The following is a 16,602-nucleotide window of genomic DNA, read 5'->3' on the forward strand; positions in this document are numbered from 1 at the left end:
TCGGACGGATGGTTGCTCTCGGTTGACCGCTCCGGCCTGCTAGGGCGCGAAACAGGCCACCAACGTCCTGCCGCCCCGTGGAGCGCAGGGTCCATAGCACGCAACGACAAATCCGCCAGCAAACGCACCATGCGTTCTGTTGAACATGGAGAAGACGATGAATTTGTAGCGGCTACAAAGCAAAGCAAACCACGACAATTTCATAATTCAGGATGCGGATATCGATCGCTCATATGACCCGCCGAAGCCCGTGCCCGCAGACTCGGCCTGGATTCTGTGCGTCATCAATATCACCGACGTCGAACATGAGTATGCAGCCATCGCGGCGCATGGCGGCTCCTATGGCAGGTGGTTCAGGATCCCGGCTACCGGAAAGACCTGCCAGACAGACTATGACGAGTGTATGCGAACTGGAGGACGGAAGGTCATTTTGAACCGGCCGAAGGCGCCGCCGCCTTTCAGCCTTCGACTGACAACAGGTCGTGACGAAATCGGCAATGCGACGGGAATGGAATTTCTTGGGATCGAGCCAGATGATACGTGCGATGGGGGCGTGGTCGGAATTGACCGCCTATTCTGACGCTGGATCGATACGATACTGGATTGGCTGCCATGTTGGTGCTGCTAACAAAAGCTCGCTTGCAAACCGGAAGCGGAGGCACAGTATTCCGATCTGCGCGTTCCGTCTCATGCGGTGGGGATCTCGAATGGCAGTTTTGCGCATTGCGCGACTTATTTTGCGCTGTAGTGTGGCGGGCCCCATCCGAAGAATTCGTTGGGGAGGGGCCATCGCGAAGCTCCAGAACGGACAATGAACTATGCCGTCGAACAAAACAGTCTGTCGTCGCGCTTGATCGCAAGTGCGTATGGAATGTCTATGCAGGTGCGACGGCAACAGAGGCACGCTCAACGATCTCCGTCGGCAGGATGATGCGTCTCGCCTCAACGTCGCTTCCGTTCAACCGCTCGACCAGCAACTTGGCGGCCGCTTCGCCGAGGCGATAGACGGGTTGGCGCACGACGGTGATGGGGGGCGTGGTGACGGACGTCCAGTCAGCATCATGGAACGACACCAGCGACAAATCATCGGGAATGCTAAGATCCAGTTCGCGGCGGGCCTTGAACACCTCGAGGCCGATCACGCTGTCTGAGGCGATGATCGCCGTCGGGCGCTGCGAAGATTTGAGCATCGCGGTCGCGATGCGGTGCGTTTGTTCCGGCGTGGTTGCCCCTACATGCACCCAGCTTTCCATGCCTTCCAGGCCTGCTTCGCGACAGATGCCGAGAAAGCCCTCGATGCGTTGGCGTACGGAACCGGTACTGATGTCGAACGGGTTGCTGAAGCGATGGTTCGGCGTGTCGGAGGCTGTAAGATAGGCGATGCGGCGATGGCCGAGCGCGATAAGCCGGCGCGTGATGCTCTCGGCGGCGTGCCGATCGTCGGTGGTCACCGTGTCGACGGATAGGCCTTCAACGGCGCGATCGAGCAGGACGAGCGGACGACCTGAGCGCTCGATATCGCGTAGGTGCTCGATATCGTTGTCGCGCGCGGGCGAAACGATCAGCCCGTCTACCCGCTTGGCGACCAGTGTCTTCACCGCCGCCTTTTCCGCCGCGATCTCCTCGCCGGAATTGGTGAGAATGACATCGAAGCCGGCAAGGCGTGCGACATCGGTGATGCCGCGCACCGCCGAGCTGAAGAAGGGGTTTTCGATGTCGCCGACCACGACGCCGATCGTGCCGGAGCGACCCGTGGTCATGCTGCGTGCCAGCTCATTCGGCCGGTAGTCGAGCATCTTGGCGGCAGCAAGGACCTTGATCCTTACCTTGTCGCTCACCGTGCCATATCCGCCCAGAACACGCGCCGCAGTTGCTTTCGAAACGCTGGCGACGCGCGCCACGTCGGCGACGGTCACGGAGGGCACCTTGCCATGATCCTGATCCATGGCCTCAGCTTTACAAGACATATTGACGACCGGTCAATGCAGATATAACAATCTAAAAATCAAAAGAGACCGGTCTCAATTAGAAAGAGACCGGTATCATATAAAAAATATATCTCATCCGCGCGGTAAGCGATGGAGGGCCGGACGCACGGCCGAGCACCATAGTCCGGTGCACGATTATGCGTCTGTCCGTCCGGCAAATGACCATCAGAGCAGGAGAACAAGACCCGATGACCCATGCAACTACAACCCCCGGGATTCTGGGCCGGATACGGACCGCAGTCCTGGTCCTGGCGCTTGCCATCACCGGTGGCATGGCCTCAGCCGCGCTGGCCGACGACAACCCGCTCGGTCTTATCGATGCCAAGACGATCAGCGTCGGCACCATGGGTGACGCTAAACCTTACGCCTTCACCACCGCCGACGGCGGCTTTACAGGCTTCGACATCGAACTCTTTCTCAATGTCGCCGAGCGCATGGGCTACAAGAAAGATCAGGTCGTCTTCACCGGCCAGGAATTCTCCGCGCTCATGCCTTCGGTCGCCAATGGCCGCTTCGACATTGCTGCCGCAGCGATCGGCACGACCGACAAGCGCAAGCAAACCGTCGACTTTTCCGATGGCTATCTTGCAGGTTTCCTCAGTGTGTTGGCGTCAGATGCCGGCATCACCGATGCGAGCGGTCTCAAAGGCAAGCGTCTCGGCGTGGTGCAGGGCACGCTGCAGGAAATTTATGCCGAAAAGAATTTCGCCGGGACCGACTTGGTGAAGTTCCCCGACAACAATTCGGCTGTAGCAGCGCTCAACAATGGCACCATCGACGCCCATTTCCTCGACTATGAGGCGGCCAAGGACTATTCGGCCCGTTATCCGGCCTTGAAGGTTGCGGTCAACATCCCGAGTTTTGACGCCCCGGCCGGCTTTGTCATCCGGAAGGGGAATGATGCGCTGCGCACTGCGCTGAACAAAGCACTGCATGAGGCCATGCAGGATGGCACCTGGAAGAAACTGCACGAAAAGTGGTTCCCCGACACGCCAATGCCGGCCGACTATCTTCCCAAGCCATGATGCCACTTTGCCGGTCCGAACGCGCCGGCCGGACCGGTCTTTCATTCAAGGGACTTCCCTATGAACTGGCTTGAAAACCTTCGTCGCAGCTTCCTTGACTGGAATGCGATGGCCGAGGTGCTGCCGACCATGATCACGGTCGGCCTGAAGAACACGCTGATCCTGGCCGCAGCCTCCACCGTACTGGGCGTGGCGATCGGCATGGTATTGGCGATCATGGGCATTTCGCGCTCACCCTGGCTGCGCATTCCCGCCCGCGTCTACACCGATGTCTTTCGTGGTCTGCCGGCTATCGTCACCATCTTGCTGATTGGGCAGGGTTTCGCCCGCCTCGGACGCGATCTGTTCGGCCCATCGCCTTATCCGCTCGGTATTCTGGCGCTCAGCCTGATTGCTGGAGCCTATATCGGAGAGATTTTTCGCGCAGGGATCCAGAGTGTCGATCGCGGCCAGATGGAAGCCTGCCGGGCCTTGTCGATGAGCTACGGCGAAGGCATGCGGCTCATTGTCGTGCCGCAGGGCGTGCGCCGCGTTTTGCCGGCACTGGTCAACCAGTTCATAGGTAATGTGAAGGACTCAAGCCTGGTTTATTTTCTCGGCCTGCTTGCGTCCGAACGCGAGATTTTTCGTGTCGGCCAGGACCAGGCGGTGGTTACGGGTAATCTCTCGCCCCTATTGCTTGCAGGAGTTTTCTATCTCGTCGTAACAGTGCCGCTCACCCACCTGGTCAACTATATCGACAACCGCTTGCGCGTTGGCAAACAGCGGCCCACGGCCGTCTCCAGTGGACTGGAGGAAGTCAGCGAGTTGGAAGGTGTCAAGCGCGGCGAGATCAGCACAGTCTTCAAGGGAGGCAGCCTGGACGTGAGCGGCCTCGGTATGGCTTATGGCGAACTGGAGGTGCTGAAGGGCGTCGATCTTGCGGTCAAGCCCGGCAGTGTCACTTGCATCATTGGCCCCTCGGGGTCGGGCAAGTCGACCCTGCTGCGCTGTCTCAACCGTCTGGTCGAGCCGAAGAGCGGCGACATCCTGCTCGATGGCAGCAGCATCCTTGCCATGAAGCCGGAAAAACTACGCCGCCGCGTCGGCATGGTGTTTCAGCATTTCAACCTGTTTCCGGATCACACGGCGCTGGAAAACGTCATGTTGTCGCCAAACCGGATAAAGGGCCTTTCGGCGCAAGAGGCCGAGCGCATTGCCAAGGCGCGGTTGGCGGATGTCGGCCTTGCGAGCCGCCAACACCATCGGCCCGGTGGTCTTTCCGGAGGCCAGCAGCAGCGCGTCGCCATTGCCCGTGCACTTGCCATGGAACCAGAAGTCATCCTCTTCGATGAAGTGACCAGCGCCCTCGATCCCGAACTCGTGAAGGGCGTGCTCAACCTGATGGCCGATCTCGGCAAGCGTGGCATGACCATGGTGGTCGTCACGCATGAAATGGGCTTTGCTCGGCGTGTTGCCGATCAGGTCGTCTTCATGGACGAAGGCTGCATCGTCGAGGCTGGTCCTCCGGATAGCATTTTCGATACCCCGCAAAGCCCGCGCCTCAAGCGTTTCCTTGCCGAAGTGCTGTGAATGCTCGACCAAAGTCCCACGATGACATCGCCATATGACCCGGGCCGTTTGAAAAGTCCGATGTTCTTCAATGCCCCCAGACGACGTGGGGCTCTTGCGGACGCCGGAAGGTGCCCCAGTCATTTTCATCGCATGATTAGCTGATCGAAAGACCCGACTATGACCGATACCACCATCACCTCGGCCGTCATCATTGGCGCCGGCATTTTTGGCGTTTCCACGGGTGTGCAACTCGCCCGGCGTGGCATTCGCGTCACCATCCTCAATGATGGTCCGCCGGCCAACGGCGCCTCCGGCCGCTCGCTCTCCTGGCTGAATTCCGCCCGCATGCGCTCTGAACCCTATCACCTTCTGCGCATGGCCGGGATCGACCGTTACCGTACGCTGTCGGTCAGGTTTCCAAATGCGGACTGGCTTCGCTTCGAAGGGGGCCTGACCTGGGATGCCAACGATACGAGCAACGAAATCGAGGCGGCATATTGCCATGAAGTTTCCATCGGCTATGACGCCCTGCGGCTTTCGGCTGGCGAGGTCGCCCGTGTTACGCCAGGCGTCGATGCGAGCGCGATCACGCCACAAGGCGCGATCTTCAATCCGGGGGAAGGCTGGGTCGATCTGCCAGCTTTGATCGGCGTGCTCCTCGAGGAATTCGCTGCGCGAGGCGGTGCGCTGGTGACGGAGGAGGGCGCGGCACGCGTCCTGGTCGAGAACGGCCGGGCGGTCGGTGCGCAAACTGCCGCAGGCAACCGCTTTCCGGCAGACGCCGTCGTGCTCGCGACCGGGCCTGCAGTGCCGAGGATGGTCGAGGAAAGCGGCCAGACGATCGGTGACGGAACCCCGGTCGCATTACTGGTCCAGACCAAGCCGTTCGTCCATCCGCTGCGCGCTGTTCTCAACACGCCGCGAGTCGCCGTCAGACCGGCGCCTGGCGGCACCTTTTCGCTGGACGCCGACTGGGCGGCGGACCAGGGGGTGAAACTCCGTCCAGATGGCGGATATGACGTCGACGGGTCGGTGGTCGATGCTCTGCTGGCCGAGGCAGCCAAGGTGATGGAGGGCAATCCGAAGCTTGAAGCCGCCTCCATTGACGTGGGCGGCAAGCCGATCCCGGGCGATGGCGAGCCGGTGGTGGGCGCCCTCGAGGCCATCCCCGGCTATTATGTTGTCTTTAGCCACAGCGGAGCAACCTTGGGCCTCATCGTCGGTGAACTGCTTGCTTACGAGGTGGCAACAGGCGCCGAGCATCCCATGCTCGCCACTTTTCGCCCTGAACGCTTCGCGGCGCGGTAGGTAGAAGAGGAAGCATCCAAACTCGTCGCGTTCGACGAGTTCGGATGCTCGCCGCCGCGCTGCAATATTCGCTGCGATGAATGGGGCTTCGATATGGCACGACCGATGCCGCGTCCAGCGCCGGTGACGAGCGCCACCTTGCCGTTGAGACCACCCATTTTCATCTCCATTTGACAGTGTTGGTGAGCTCTCCACGTGAGGCCGGCGCATAGCCGACACGGTCGAACCACTCATACATCTTGGCGCCTTCCTCACCCATGCGTTGACGAATGACGTCCAGCGGCACCTGGAAATAGCTGAACGGGCGGCCGGTGACACGCGAGAGGATGGCGACGACGTCGTTGCCTGTGAGTTCGTCGCCCGCGAGGTCGAAGCGCTTGCCGGAAAAGCGACCTGGGTCCTCGAGGAGGCGAACCGCGACGGCTCCCATAGTGGGGACGGCCGATTTCGCGGCTGGTCGAGTGGTGCCGGTGCTGCCGCAATATACGCGCCGCAACCTCTCCATGAACGTCGTCTACCCCAACCGGGCTCACCTGCCCTTGGCCGTTTCGGCTTTCATCGATGCCGTCGTCGGCAGGATACGTGCCGAATTGCTCAGCGAACAAGGATTGACGTAGTCCGCGCCGGCGGCCGAGGCTTTCGACGGGCAAGCTCGCCATGCGGTTTGCCGTCTCCCGATCCGCGCTATACTGGAAAAACCCCCGACCGCTTGCGCGTCGGGGGGCTTGCTCGGCTGATTGCGGTTATTTCGTGCCGTTGGCGGCCTGCTCGATGAGCTTGGCGACGACCCTGGGCTGCGAGACATAGACGGCGTGGCTGCCCTTGGTCTCGACCACGGTGGCGCCGGCACGCTTGGCCATCAGGCGCTGGGCAGGCGGGGGGATCATGTGGTCATCGGTGGCGACCAGATAGAAGCTGGGCTTTTCCTTCCAGGCCGGGACGGTGACGGCGCCTGCGAGTGCTTCGACACCCCATGGCACCTGGGAGTCGGCCATGAAGGCCGCGGTCCTGGGGGCGACGTCGGCTGCGAAGGAAGCTGCGAACTTGGCCTTGTCGAGGAGCAGGAAACCGTCGACCGGCGGCAGGATCGGCGGAACGGGCGCGCCGGCCGGCGGGTTGGCGATCAGGCTGGAAACGGATTCGCCCTTGTCCGGGACGAAAGCGGCGATATAGACGAGCGCCTTCACCTTCTGGTCGGTTCCGGCTTCGGACACAACCACGCCGCCATAGGAGTGGCCGACGAGGACGACCGGGCCGTCCTGCTGGGCAATCGCCCGCTTGGTGACCGCCACATCGTCCTTGAGCGAGGTGGTGGGATTTTGCACGATGGTGACGTTGTAGCCGTCCTTCTTGAGGATGTCATAGACCCCCTGCCAGCCCGAGCCGTCGACGAAGCCGCCATGGACAAGCACGACGTTCCTGGTGGCGGGGGCGGCATGGGCCGGGGTGAGGGCGCTGGCGGAAAGGGCGATGGCAGCGGCGGCGGTGAGGGTCTTGATCATGTTCGGTCTCCCTGTGATATGTTGCGACAATCATTATCGCGATAATGATTCTATACGCACTCCCGATTTCCCTGTAAAGATATTTTTTATCGCGATAATGATTTTCGTGGAACGGGGCCGTTGCCCCAGGCTCTCGTGGAGGCTGCCATGACCGATGACACCACTTTGCCGCTGGACAGCCAGCTCTGCTTTTCGATCTACTCGGCTTCGATCGCCATCAATCGGGTCTACAAGCCGATGCTGGACGGGCTGGGCGTGACTTATACCCAATATCTCGTGCTGAGCACGTTGTGGGAAAAGGACGGCCTGACGATCTCGGCGATCGCCGAGCGCCTGGCACTGGAACCGAGCACGATTACGCCGGCGGTCAAGAGGCTGGAGGCGGCCGATTTTCTCGGGCGCAAGCGCAGTACCACCGATGAGCGGCTGGTGGAGGTCCACCTCACCGCCAAAGGTCGCAATCTACGGACCAGGACAGGCTGCCTGACCGATGCCTTGCTCAGGCATTCCGGCTTCACCGTGCCGGAGATGATCGACCTCAATCAGAAGGTCCAGAAGCTGCGCGATGGCATGCGCCAGGCGCTCGCGTAGGAAGGACCATGCGGTCATGAGGTTGAGCGCATAAGCTGTGCGATGAAAGAATAGCCTGGATTGCTGCCGTCTCTTTCGCGGCATTTTCCTTCTTGCGCCGCTGCTTGGGCCGAGACGGCATCACACCCAGATCCAGCAGGCGCCGCTCGATCGCGAGTGCATAGATGACATTAAGAACATTGCGATCGGTTAGCGTCGGGTCGCTGAGTGCCAGCACGGATGCCCGCACAACGCGTCCATTATCGGTCTTTGCCACTTTGGCAGCCACGCCGTCGTAGAGAGCATCACCGCGAAGGCCGTCCGTCGCACCCTTCACCAAGGCTGCGTAGATCTTGTCCTTTGTCTGCCCCATTTTCGTTACTCCGAACTATCGGCGTCGTGAGCCAATCTCAGGCAATTTGATAGAATACTACAAGATTGGCCTTCCCTCTGATCATGTAGCCTGTGCGGATTGCTGGATCACGGGTCTCAATCCGCGGTGGGCAAGCGGCCACACAAAAGTGGACCTCGCGCCCCTGACAGGGGTTCGAGGCCCGCTAAAACGGCCAGACGATGTGTCCGCACCGATGGAAAGGTCCTGGCGAACTCAGCCCGCAGCCGGTGCCGCGCCAATGCTTGAGTCCCATGCTCGTTTCAGTGGGCGCCGCCGCCACCATTGCCGGCCTGGATCTTCCGGGTCAGGAGCACCGCGACCGCTGCGAGTGCCAGCACCGTGCCAATCACCGCGAACGTGTCGCCAAAGCCCAGAATGAGCGCCTGGCGGTGCACGGTCGCCCCGATCACACCGATCGCCTTGTGCTGGGCAAGGGCGGCATCGGTCACGCCATGCGCCATGAAATACTGTGTCAGGTGATCGATCCTGTCGCGCACCTCGTCTCGAAACAAAGTGACGGACTGGCCGATGATGTTGGAGTGAAACTGCTCGCGCTTGGTGAGCACCGTTCCTAGCGCGGCGGTACCGACCGCGCCGCCCAGATTGCGCAGCATGTTCGAAAGGCCCGACGCCGCGCCGGCGTCGCTGGGCGCGATGCCCGCGGTGGTGATCACGCTGATCGGCGTCAGCACCAGGGCCTGGCCGATGGCGCGCACGATATTGGGCAGGAAGAACTGGTCGCCGGCATTGTCCAGCGAAAGGTTGACATTCATGAAGGCGCTTGCCGCGAAAATGCTGATGCCGACGAAAGCGATGAAACGCACGTCGAAATGCTTGAGCAGCAGTGGCACGAACGGAATGATGAGGAGTTGCGGCAGGCCGGTCCAGGCCAGGACCAGGCCGATCTGCTCGGCATTGTAGCGCTGCACCTGGCCCAGATATTGCGGCAAGATGTAGACAGTGCCGAAGAGTGCTACGCCCACCAGCACGTTGACCACGATGCCGATGCCGAAATTGCGCTGTATCAGGAGGCGCAACTGGACCAGCGGCTTCTTTACGGTCAGCTCGATGACGATGAAGGCGGTCAGGAACAGGCCTGCGATCAAGGCGAGCTTGACGATGAAAGTCGACTGGAACCAATCATCCTTGTTGCCTTCCTCGAGCACGGTCTGCAGCGCCGCAAGCCCGATGGCCATGGTGGTGATACCGGCCCAATCTCCCTCCCTGAGGAGAGAGAGCTGCATCGGCTTCTTTTCCAGCGTGAAATAGAGCGCCACGAACATGAGCAGACTCGGCGGCGCATTGACGAAGAAGATGGTCTGCCAGCCGTAATTCTCGGTGAGATAGCCGCCGATGGTCGGGCCGATGGCGGGGGCGAAAGTGACCGACAAGGCGAACATGGCCAGCCCGATCGGTTGCTGGCTCTTGGGCAGCCTGGTCAACACCATGGTGAAGGCCATGGGGATCAGCACGCCGCCGGCGAAACCCTGGAGACCACGCAACGCGATCATCGTGCCGAGATCATGGGCGAAGGCACAGGCTGCCGAAAACAGGGCGAACAGCACCACATTCACCAGCATGTAGAGCCGGAACGAAAAGACGCGGCTGAGATAGTCCGTCAAGGGGATCACCACGATCTCGCCGATGAGATAGGACGTCGAGATCCAGGCACCATTGTCGACGCCGGTGCCGATGCCTCCTTCGATGTTGAGCAACGAGGCGTTGGTGATCTGGATGTTGAGGATCGCCATGAAGGCGCCGATCATGGCGGCGAGCACCGCGATCCAGGCGTTTGTACTCGCCTTTTCGACCGGCTTCGCCGCAAGAGGCTGGGCTTGAGAAGAGCCGAGCCCAACGATCTGGGTCTGGGTAGACATCGCAGCCTCCTGGCCGCTGTGTGAAAGGGGCGCGCCTTAGTTGATCGCACCAACCGCCGAGGCGATCCGCGTCGCCTCCGGCTTGGTGTCGATGGACGGGTAGACCGACATGCCGGGTCTAAGCACGACAGGAAGGGCGCCTGCCTGGTCGAGTACGATCTTCACCGGGATGCGCTGTACGATCTTGGTGAAATTGCCGGTGGCGTTGTCCGGCGGCAGCAAGGCAAATTCCTGGCCGCTTGCCGGCGACAGGCTGTCCACATGGCCTTTGAAGATCTGTCCGGGGAAGGTATCGACCTCAATTTCGACCGGCTGCCCGGCCTGGACATCGGTGAGCTGGGTCTCCTTGTAGTTGGCGATGATGTAGGCCTCGCGGCTCGGCACCACAGCCATGAGCTGTGTGCCGGCCTGGACATATTGGCCGACCCGCAAGGTGCGGTTGCCGACCATGCCGTCGATGGGGGCAACGAGATTGGTATAAGATAGATTCAACTCGGCCTGGTCCTGCGCTGCCTTGGCGCCGGCGAGCGCGGCCTGCGCCTGGGTAAGCTCGGCCCGGTTCACGTCGAGCTGCTTGGTGGCCCTGGCGAGCACGGCGGTGTCGCGCGTGACTGCGGCGCGGGCGGCGGCAATGCGGGAGGAGGCCTGCTGCGCGTTCTGGAGGCTGCCGAAGCCTTTCTGCGCGAGCTCGGCATAGCGCTTGTCTTCCTGCTCGGCGAAGGTCTGGTTAGCAAGGTCGACGGCGACGGTAGCCTGCGCCGCGTCGATCTCAGCCTGTTCGGCAACCAGGGCTGCCTCCTTGTTGGCGATATTGGCGCTGGCCGCCGCGACCTGCGCCCGGGCCTGTTCGAGGGCGACCTTGAAGTCGCGGTCGTCGATCCGGGCCAGGACTTCGCCGGCCTTTACCGGCTGATTGTCGTTGACCAACACCGTCGCGACATAGCCGGACACCTTCGGGGAAATCGTCGTGCTGTCGGCCTTGACATAGGCGTCGTCCGTGGCGACCAGGAAGCGGCCGACCGTCCAATAGTCCCAGCCATAATGCGCGGCACCTGCAAAAGCGGCAAGGGCAACGCCGGCAAGCAACAGCCAGCGCGCTGGACGTGCTTTTCTTGTCGATTGCTGTGGAACGGGGAGGGTAGGCTCATTGACCAGCTCTATGCCGGGCAGTGCCTCGGCCGCCGGGACGGTCTTCTCATTGGTGAAGACGACTTCATGCTTGCTCATGATCCAATCCTTTCCTGGTGGAGCTGCCGGAATCGGGCTTGCTCTCTTTTAGGAAAATTGTTATTTTCCTAATTAGTCTCAGTTGCTCTTGCTGTCAATAGAATTTGGAAAATGGTCATGATCCTAAATGTGGAAACTCCCAGGCGCCAGCGTGGGCGACCGCAGATCCGGCCGGATGCAGAAACCAGGCAGTTGATCGTCGAAGCCGCCCGTTGTGAATTCCATGGCCATGGCTATGCCGGCGCCAGCATGGGGCGTGTTGCCGAACGGGCGGGGGTCTCAACCAAGACCATGTACCGCCTGATCCCGACCAAGGCCGATTTGTTCCGCAGTGTCGTCGCGGCACGGATTTCGCGCTTCTTTCTGGACCTGGACGAGGAGCGCCTCGAAAAGCTACCGATCGAGGTGGCCCTTGAGCATATTCTGGTCGGCTATGGCGCCTTGACCTTCGACGAGGAGGCGGTTTCGAGCCTTCGTCTCGTCATGGCCGAATGCGACCGCTTTCCCGAGATTGCCACCGCCTTCTATGAACTGGCTTTGCGTCCCACCAGCCAGACCATGGTGGCATGGCTCAAGCGGCAGCACGATCTCGGCGAAATCGAGATCGAAGACCCCGAGGCTGCAGTCGGCATGCTCCGCGGCATGATGACCATGGAGCCGCAGCGCGCCATCATGCTCGGCCTGCGCTCCCCGCCCGGACGCGAGGAGATCGCGGCCCGGGCGCGTCGGTGCGCCCGTCTCTTTCTGAACGGATGCCGGGCTCACAGAGACTAGAATCGATCTTTGCGGACGGTCGCGGTTTCGATCAGTCCGGCGACGGTTGCCGGGCCTCAACGCACTGAACGGAATGTCGCGCGCAGGTCTTGCGATAGGGCCTCCGGCTGTTCCCAGGCCGCAAAATGCGTGCCCTCGTCGTGGCGCTTGTAGAAAACAAGGTTGGGATAGGCCTTGCGGGTCCAGCTTTCCGGCGCCTGGTAGATCTCGTCACGAAAGGCGCTGACGCCGGTCGGCAAGGAGATGCCCTTGGGCGCGAAGAAGGCGAGCTTGCTTTCCCGATACAGCCGCGCCGATGAGACCGCCGTGTTCGTCAGCCAGTAAAGCGTGATGTTGTCGACGATATCGTCTTTCGTCAGGCCTTCCCTGGCGCCGTCGAAGACGCGCGCGATCAGGTTATAGCTGCGGATGTCGTGGTCGATGATCCAGGCCGCGAGGCCGACTGGCGAATCCGCCAGCGCATAGAGCGTCTGCGGCCGGCCTGCCATTTCCTGCGCATAGCCAAGCCCGGTCGAATAGAAATCGACGAGCTGATCCCAGGCGTGCTTCTCCTCGCCATTCAAATCCGCGGGCTCCGGGCCGTTCGGGATCAGCGGAGCGATCCGCGGAGGAATGGTCGCGGGCATGTTGGTGTGGATCGCCGCGAGGCCGGGCGGACGCTGCAGCGCCATCTGCTCGGTCACCGCGTTGCCCCAGTCTCCGCCCTGCGCGACGTAGCGGTCATAACCCAGCCGCTGCATCAGCACGGCCCAGGCACGCGCGATATGCTGCGGGTCCCAGCCATTGACGGTGGGCTTGCCGGAAAAGCCATAGCCCGGCAATGACGGGATCACCACATCGAACACATCGGCCGCACTGCCGCCATAAGCGATCGGATCGGTGAGCGGGCCGATGATCTTCAACTGCTCGATGATCGACCCAGGCCAGCCATGCGTGACGATGATCGGCAGCGCGTTGGGATGCCTCGACTTCACGTGGATGAAGTGAATGTCAACGCCGTCGATATTAGTGATGAAGTTCGGATAGCTGTTGATCCGCGCTTCGGCACGGCGCCAATCATGCTGGTTCGCCCAATAGTCGGCGAGCTTCTGAATGGTCGAGAGACCAACGCCCTGTGTCGGATCGTTCTCGCGTTCCGGCCATTTGGTCGACTTGATCCGACGCTTCAGGTCGGCAAGTTCGTCGTCGGTCGCATGGTAGCGAAACGGCTGGATCGAACTGTCGCCGATCGTCTTATGGCCGACAGCGGCAGCGTCGGACGACGGGTTGCCGGTGCTCGAAGGGGATGCTGTTGCGGTGGATATCAAGGCAGGAAGCATCACACCGATCGTTCCGGCGACGGCCGATGCGACGAAGTTCCTGCGGCCAATCAAGGGGTGGGAGGCAGGCATGGCAGTTCTCCTGAAGCAGTTCTTGGGAAGCCGATGGGCTTCTTGATGAAAAATGTGTGAAAACAAAGAGTTAGAGGGAGAGTGCGATTTGGAGAATTTGCACTTTCCCCGGGGGTGCTTGAGCGAAGACGCGGCAGGATCGATGAGAAGGCCGCGCCGCGTCCTTGGCTCCGCGTGCGTGGGAGCCGTGAGTCCAGAGTCAGCGGGTTTGGACTACGCAGAAACGGCGAGCGCGACGCTGGCGGTGATGCCGCTACGGGTCATCTTCGAATAGGGGCAGGTCGCGTGAGCGCGCTCGACCAGCCGCTGTGCGACATCATCGGCGATGCCGGGGATGCTGACGTTCAGGCGGGCGGTCAGGAAATACCCCTCCGCTTCATCAAGCGACAGGTTCACCTCGGCGTCGACCGCAGTCTCGGCCGGAAGCCTGATGCCCTGTTCCCTGGCAGCGTGTCCGAGCGCGCCCTCGAAGCAGGCGGACCAGCCCGCCGCGAAAAGCTGTTCGGGATTGGTGCCGGGACGGTTCGAGCCGGGCACCGACAGCTTGACGTCGAGCTGGCCGTCCGAACTTTTTGCCCAGCCTTCGCGGCCGCCGACGGTGTGGACATGTGCGGTGAAGAGAGTCTTGGCAGTCATGGGAAGTCTCCTGTTGTTGTATTCGGTGATGACCGATACTTGGAGGAGACTTAAGACCGACAGCAGACGGCCAAAACGATAGGCAGCCTCTCAGGCGCTGATATGGAAAACCCCAGGTCGATTGTCGCGACGTGCCATGACGTCACCACCTCGCCTCTCGATTGAACTCAGGTTGGTTTGAACGCGCCGAGATCTTTCAGCTTACGCTTCAGGCGTGGCGCTATCCAATCGATGAAGACTCGTACTTTCAAGGGCAGCAGCCCTTGGCGAACATAAACCAGGTGCACGGGAAATGACGGGCTCTCATAGTCGTCGAGTATCGCGACCAAGGCGCCCGATTGCAGATCGCCAGCGACCTGGTAGCGGGGGAGGCGGACGATGCCGACTCCACGCAAGGCCGCGGTCAGGGTAGCCGTCGCGGTATTGGCGCGAATGCGGACGTTGGGCTTGCCTTCCTGCCTGCGGCCTTCGCGCTGATAGAGCCAGCCTGGTTCGGTGATGTGGCCGAAGACGGCGCCTTCGTGGCCGGTGAGGTCTTCCGGGCTCGAGGGGCACCCCTTGCGCGCCAGATATTCCGGGCTGGCGCAGGTCACGAAGTCGAAATCGCCGACCTTGACCGCATAGAACGAACTGTCGGCAAGTTCACCCAGGCGAACGCCAACATCGACATGCTCATCGACAAGGTTCACGACACGATCGAGAGAGAGAATGTTCAGCGTGATCTCGGGGTGTTCGCACATGAAGTCATAGGCGAAGGGCAGCACATGGTCATGACCGAACGCGATCGGCACGGTGATCGTCAAAACGCCCCTGGGCGTTTCATATTCACCTGATGCCCGCAGTTCGGCATCCTCGATTTGCGCGATGATCTGGCGGGCCGCATCGACATAGTCGCGGCCCGTATCGGTGAGCTGGACGTTCCGGCTGGTCCGAACCAAAAGGCGCGTGCCGAGATGGCGTTCGAGGTCCGCGACCTTCCGGCTGACGCTCGGCAGCGGTGCATTCAGCTTGCGACTTCCGGCCGACAAACTGCCGGCGTCGACGACCGCCAGCAAAACCTGCATTGCGTCGAGACGGTCCATAAGGCCATACCCCCCACATTACCGGATTCAGCTCTGATCCGTAGTGCTGATAGGGCATTGTATAGACACATTGCTTGTTCGGCATCGCGCGTAGATGCGCGGCGAGCGATCACGCGAGCTAAAAGATACCCGATCCGGGACAGGACAAGGCCGAGAAGCCTCACATTGCCGTTGAGGTCGGTTGAACGATATGCCGGGCCTTTCGCTTTTTCGAGAGGCTGGTTTTCATTCTTGATAGCTGCCGCGCGACATCCAGAACCACTAGTTTTCCTTCGATCGCCAGGCATCGCAGGAGCTGATGCCCGTGGATAGCTGAGGAGATACGAGAATGTCAGAGACAATGGGGACCGCCGTCGTCACCGGCGCATCGAGTGGAATCGGCGCGGTCTATGCCGACCGCCTTGCCGAACGGGGGTACGACCTCGTCCTGATCGCGCGCAACGCGGACAAGCTGGCACATGTCGCCGAACGGATCCGTGCCAACACCAGCAGCAAAGTGGACGTCATGTCGGCCGACCTTGCGGATGCCGCGGACCTCGCCCAGGTCGAGGCCTTTCTCAGGGATACCCCGGACGTTACCTTGCTCGTCAACAATGCGGGTCTTGGCGGGGCGCTGAAGCTGGTCAACTCCGACGTCGACCAGATGACTTCGCTGATTTCGCTCAACGTCACGGCGCTCACCCGCTTGACCTATGCGGTCGTCCCGCAATTCATCGCGCGCGGCACCGGTACGATCATCAATATCGCTTCGATCGTTGCCATCAATCCGGAGGCGCTGAACGGCGTCTACGGTGGCAGCAAGGCGTTCGTCCTCGCCTTCAGCCAGAACCTTCAGCACGAGCTCGCTGGCACCGGCGTCACCGTGCAGGTTGTGCTTCCGGGCGCTACCGCGACCGACTTCTGGGCGATCGCCGGCCGCCCGCTTGAGCAGATGCCGGCCGCGATGGTCATGCGTAGCGAGGATCTCGTCGAGGCGGCGCTCATCGGGCTTGACCGGGGCGAGTTTGCCACCATCCCCTCTCTCCAGGATGGTGAACTCTTCGACGCCTACGAGGCCGCCCGACGGGCGATGATCGGCAAGCTTTCCACGGCTACCCCGGCGCCCCGCTACCGCGACGTGGGTTAGGGCTTTGTCGCAAATCTTCAGTGGCCTGAGGATGTCGACCTAACTCTGCCTTTGTGCAGGCGGCGATCGCATCGAATTGTTCTTTGATGTTCGGGGCTAGAGCGAAGGCGAAACGACCCCTGCATCATGCCACAGTCTGCCTGAGTGA

General features: G+C 61.3%; 16 protein-coding genes. 7 read left to right on the plus strand and 9 right to left on the minus strand.

Annotated elements, in window-relative coordinates:
• Positions 1-875 precede the first annotated feature (875 nt).
• On the minus strand, positions 876-1,946 hold the full coding sequence (locus AB4037_RS31865) for a LacI family DNA-binding transcriptional regulator (protein WP_441774270.1): 1,071 nt from the start codon (positions 1,944-1,946) through the stop codon (positions 876-878).
• Between the two features lie 314 nt (positions 1,947-2,260).
• Between AB4037_RS31865 and AB4037_RS31870 the strand changes: the two genes are divergently transcribed.
• The 3 genes from AB4037_RS31870 to AB4037_RS31880 all read left to right on the plus strand — a co-directional run bounded on the left by AB4037_RS31870 (position 2,261) and on the right by AB4037_RS31880 (position 5,875).
• Positions 2,261-3,013 carry an ABC transporter substrate-binding protein gene (locus tag AB4037_RS31870; RefSeq protein WP_434961373.1) on the plus strand — a complete coding sequence of 251 codons (753 nt, stop codon included), beginning with the start codon at positions 2,261-2,263 and terminating at the stop codon, positions 3,011-3,013.
• 60 nt (positions 3,014-3,073) lie between these two features.
• Complete coding sequence (locus AB4037_RS31875) at positions 3,074-4,585, plus strand: amino acid ABC transporter permease/ATP-binding protein (RefSeq protein ID WP_434961221.1); 1,512 nt, start codon at positions 3,074-3,076, stop codon at positions 4,583-4,585.
• Between the two features lie 159 nt (positions 4,586-4,744).
• A complete protein-coding gene (locus AB4037_RS31880) occupies positions 4,745-5,875 on the plus strand; it encodes an NAD(P)/FAD-dependent oxidoreductase (protein ID WP_441774271.1) in 1,131 nt (376 codons plus the stop codon).
• A gap of 160 nt (positions 5,876-6,035) precedes the next feature.
• On the opposite strand, the gene AB4037_RS31885 is transcribed toward AB4037_RS31880, so the two are convergent.
• A complete protein-coding gene (locus tag AB4037_RS31885) occupies positions 6,036-6,305 on the minus strand; it encodes an NmrA family NAD(P)-binding protein (RefSeq protein ID WP_441774272.1) in 270 nt (89 codons plus the stop codon).
• 1 nt (position 6,306) lies between these two features.
• On the opposite strand from AB4037_RS31885, the gene AB4037_RS31890 reads away from it, so the two are divergent.
• Entirely contained in the window at positions 6,307-6,492 is a 186-nt protein-coding gene (locus AB4037_RS31890; protein ID WP_441774273.1) for a hypothetical protein, read from the plus strand.
• 126 nt (positions 6,493-6,618) lie between these two features.
• On the opposite strand, the gene AB4037_RS31895 is transcribed toward AB4037_RS31890, so the two are convergent.
• Positions 6,619-7,377: an alpha/beta fold hydrolase gene (locus tag AB4037_RS31895; RefSeq protein WP_441774274.1), complete on the minus strand. Its 759-nt coding sequence runs from the start codon at positions 7,375-7,377 to the stop codon at positions 6,619-6,621.
• A gap of 147 nt (positions 7,378-7,524) precedes the next feature.
• On the opposite strand from AB4037_RS31895, the gene AB4037_RS31900 reads away from it, so the two are divergent.
• Positions 7,525-7,968 carry a MarR family winged helix-turn-helix transcriptional regulator gene (locus AB4037_RS31900; RefSeq protein WP_441774275.1) on the plus strand — a complete coding sequence of 148 codons (444 nt, stop codon included), beginning with the start codon at positions 7,525-7,527 and terminating at the stop codon, positions 7,966-7,968.
• Here AB4037_RS31900 and AB4037_RS31905 read toward each other — a convergent pair.
• The 3 genes from AB4037_RS31905 to AB4037_RS31915 all read right to left on the minus strand — a co-directional run bounded on the left by AB4037_RS31905 (position 7,916) and on the right by AB4037_RS31915 (position 11,445).
• A complete protein-coding gene (locus AB4037_RS31905) occupies positions 7,916-8,320 on the minus strand; it encodes a hypothetical protein (protein WP_441774276.1) in 405 nt (134 codons plus the stop codon). The genes AB4037_RS31900 and AB4037_RS31905 overlap by 53 nt on opposite strands.
• Positions 8,321-8,601: 281 nt before the next feature.
• Entirely contained in the window at positions 8,602-10,218 is a 1,617-nt protein-coding gene (locus AB4037_RS31910; protein ID WP_434961214.1) for a DHA2 family efflux MFS transporter permease subunit, read from the minus strand.
• Between the two features lie 36 nt (positions 10,219-10,254).
• Complete coding sequence (locus AB4037_RS31915; protein ID WP_441774277.1) at positions 10,255-11,445, minus strand: HlyD family secretion protein; 1,191 nt, start codon at positions 11,443-11,445, stop codon at positions 10,255-10,257.
• Between the two features lie 117 nt (positions 11,446-11,562).
• On the opposite strand from AB4037_RS31915, the gene AB4037_RS31920 reads away from it, so the two are divergent.
• A complete protein-coding gene (locus tag AB4037_RS31920; RefSeq protein ID WP_434961212.1) occupies positions 11,563-12,219 on the plus strand; it encodes a TetR/AcrR family transcriptional regulator in 657 nt (218 codons plus the stop codon).
• A gap of 56 nt (positions 12,220-12,275) precedes the next feature.
• Here the strand turns inward: AB4037_RS31920 and AB4037_RS31925 are convergent, their stop codons facing one another.
• The 3 genes from AB4037_RS31925 to AB4037_RS31935 all read right to left on the minus strand — a co-directional run bounded on the left by AB4037_RS31925 (position 12,276) and on the right by AB4037_RS31935 (position 15,328).
• Entirely contained in the window at positions 12,276-13,610 is a 1,335-nt protein-coding gene (locus AB4037_RS31925; protein ID WP_441774278.1) for an epoxide hydrolase family protein, read from the minus strand.
• 213 nt (positions 13,611-13,823) lie between these two features.
• Positions 13,824-14,246 (minus strand): organic hydroperoxide resistance protein, encoded by a 423-nt coding sequence (locus AB4037_RS31930; protein ID WP_441774279.1) that lies wholly within the window; start codon positions 14,244-14,246, stop codon positions 13,824-13,826.
• A gap of 167 nt (positions 14,247-14,413) precedes the next feature.
• A complete protein-coding gene (locus tag AB4037_RS31935) occupies positions 14,414-15,328 on the minus strand; it encodes a LysR family transcriptional regulator (RefSeq protein ID WP_441774280.1) in 915 nt (304 codons plus the stop codon).
• 328 nt (positions 15,329-15,656) lie between these two features.
• On the opposite strand from AB4037_RS31935, the gene AB4037_RS31940 reads away from it, so the two are divergent.
• On the plus strand, positions 15,657-16,454 hold the full coding sequence (locus AB4037_RS31940; protein WP_441774281.1) for an SDR family NAD(P)-dependent oxidoreductase: 798 nt from the start codon (positions 15,657-15,659) through the stop codon (positions 16,452-16,454).
• Positions 16,455-16,602 lie beyond the last annotated feature (148 nt).

It is taken from the genome of Labrys sp. KB_33_2 (assembly GCF_052114505.1).
Lineage (GTDB): Bacteria > Pseudomonadota > Alphaproteobacteria > Rhizobiales > Labraceae > Labrys.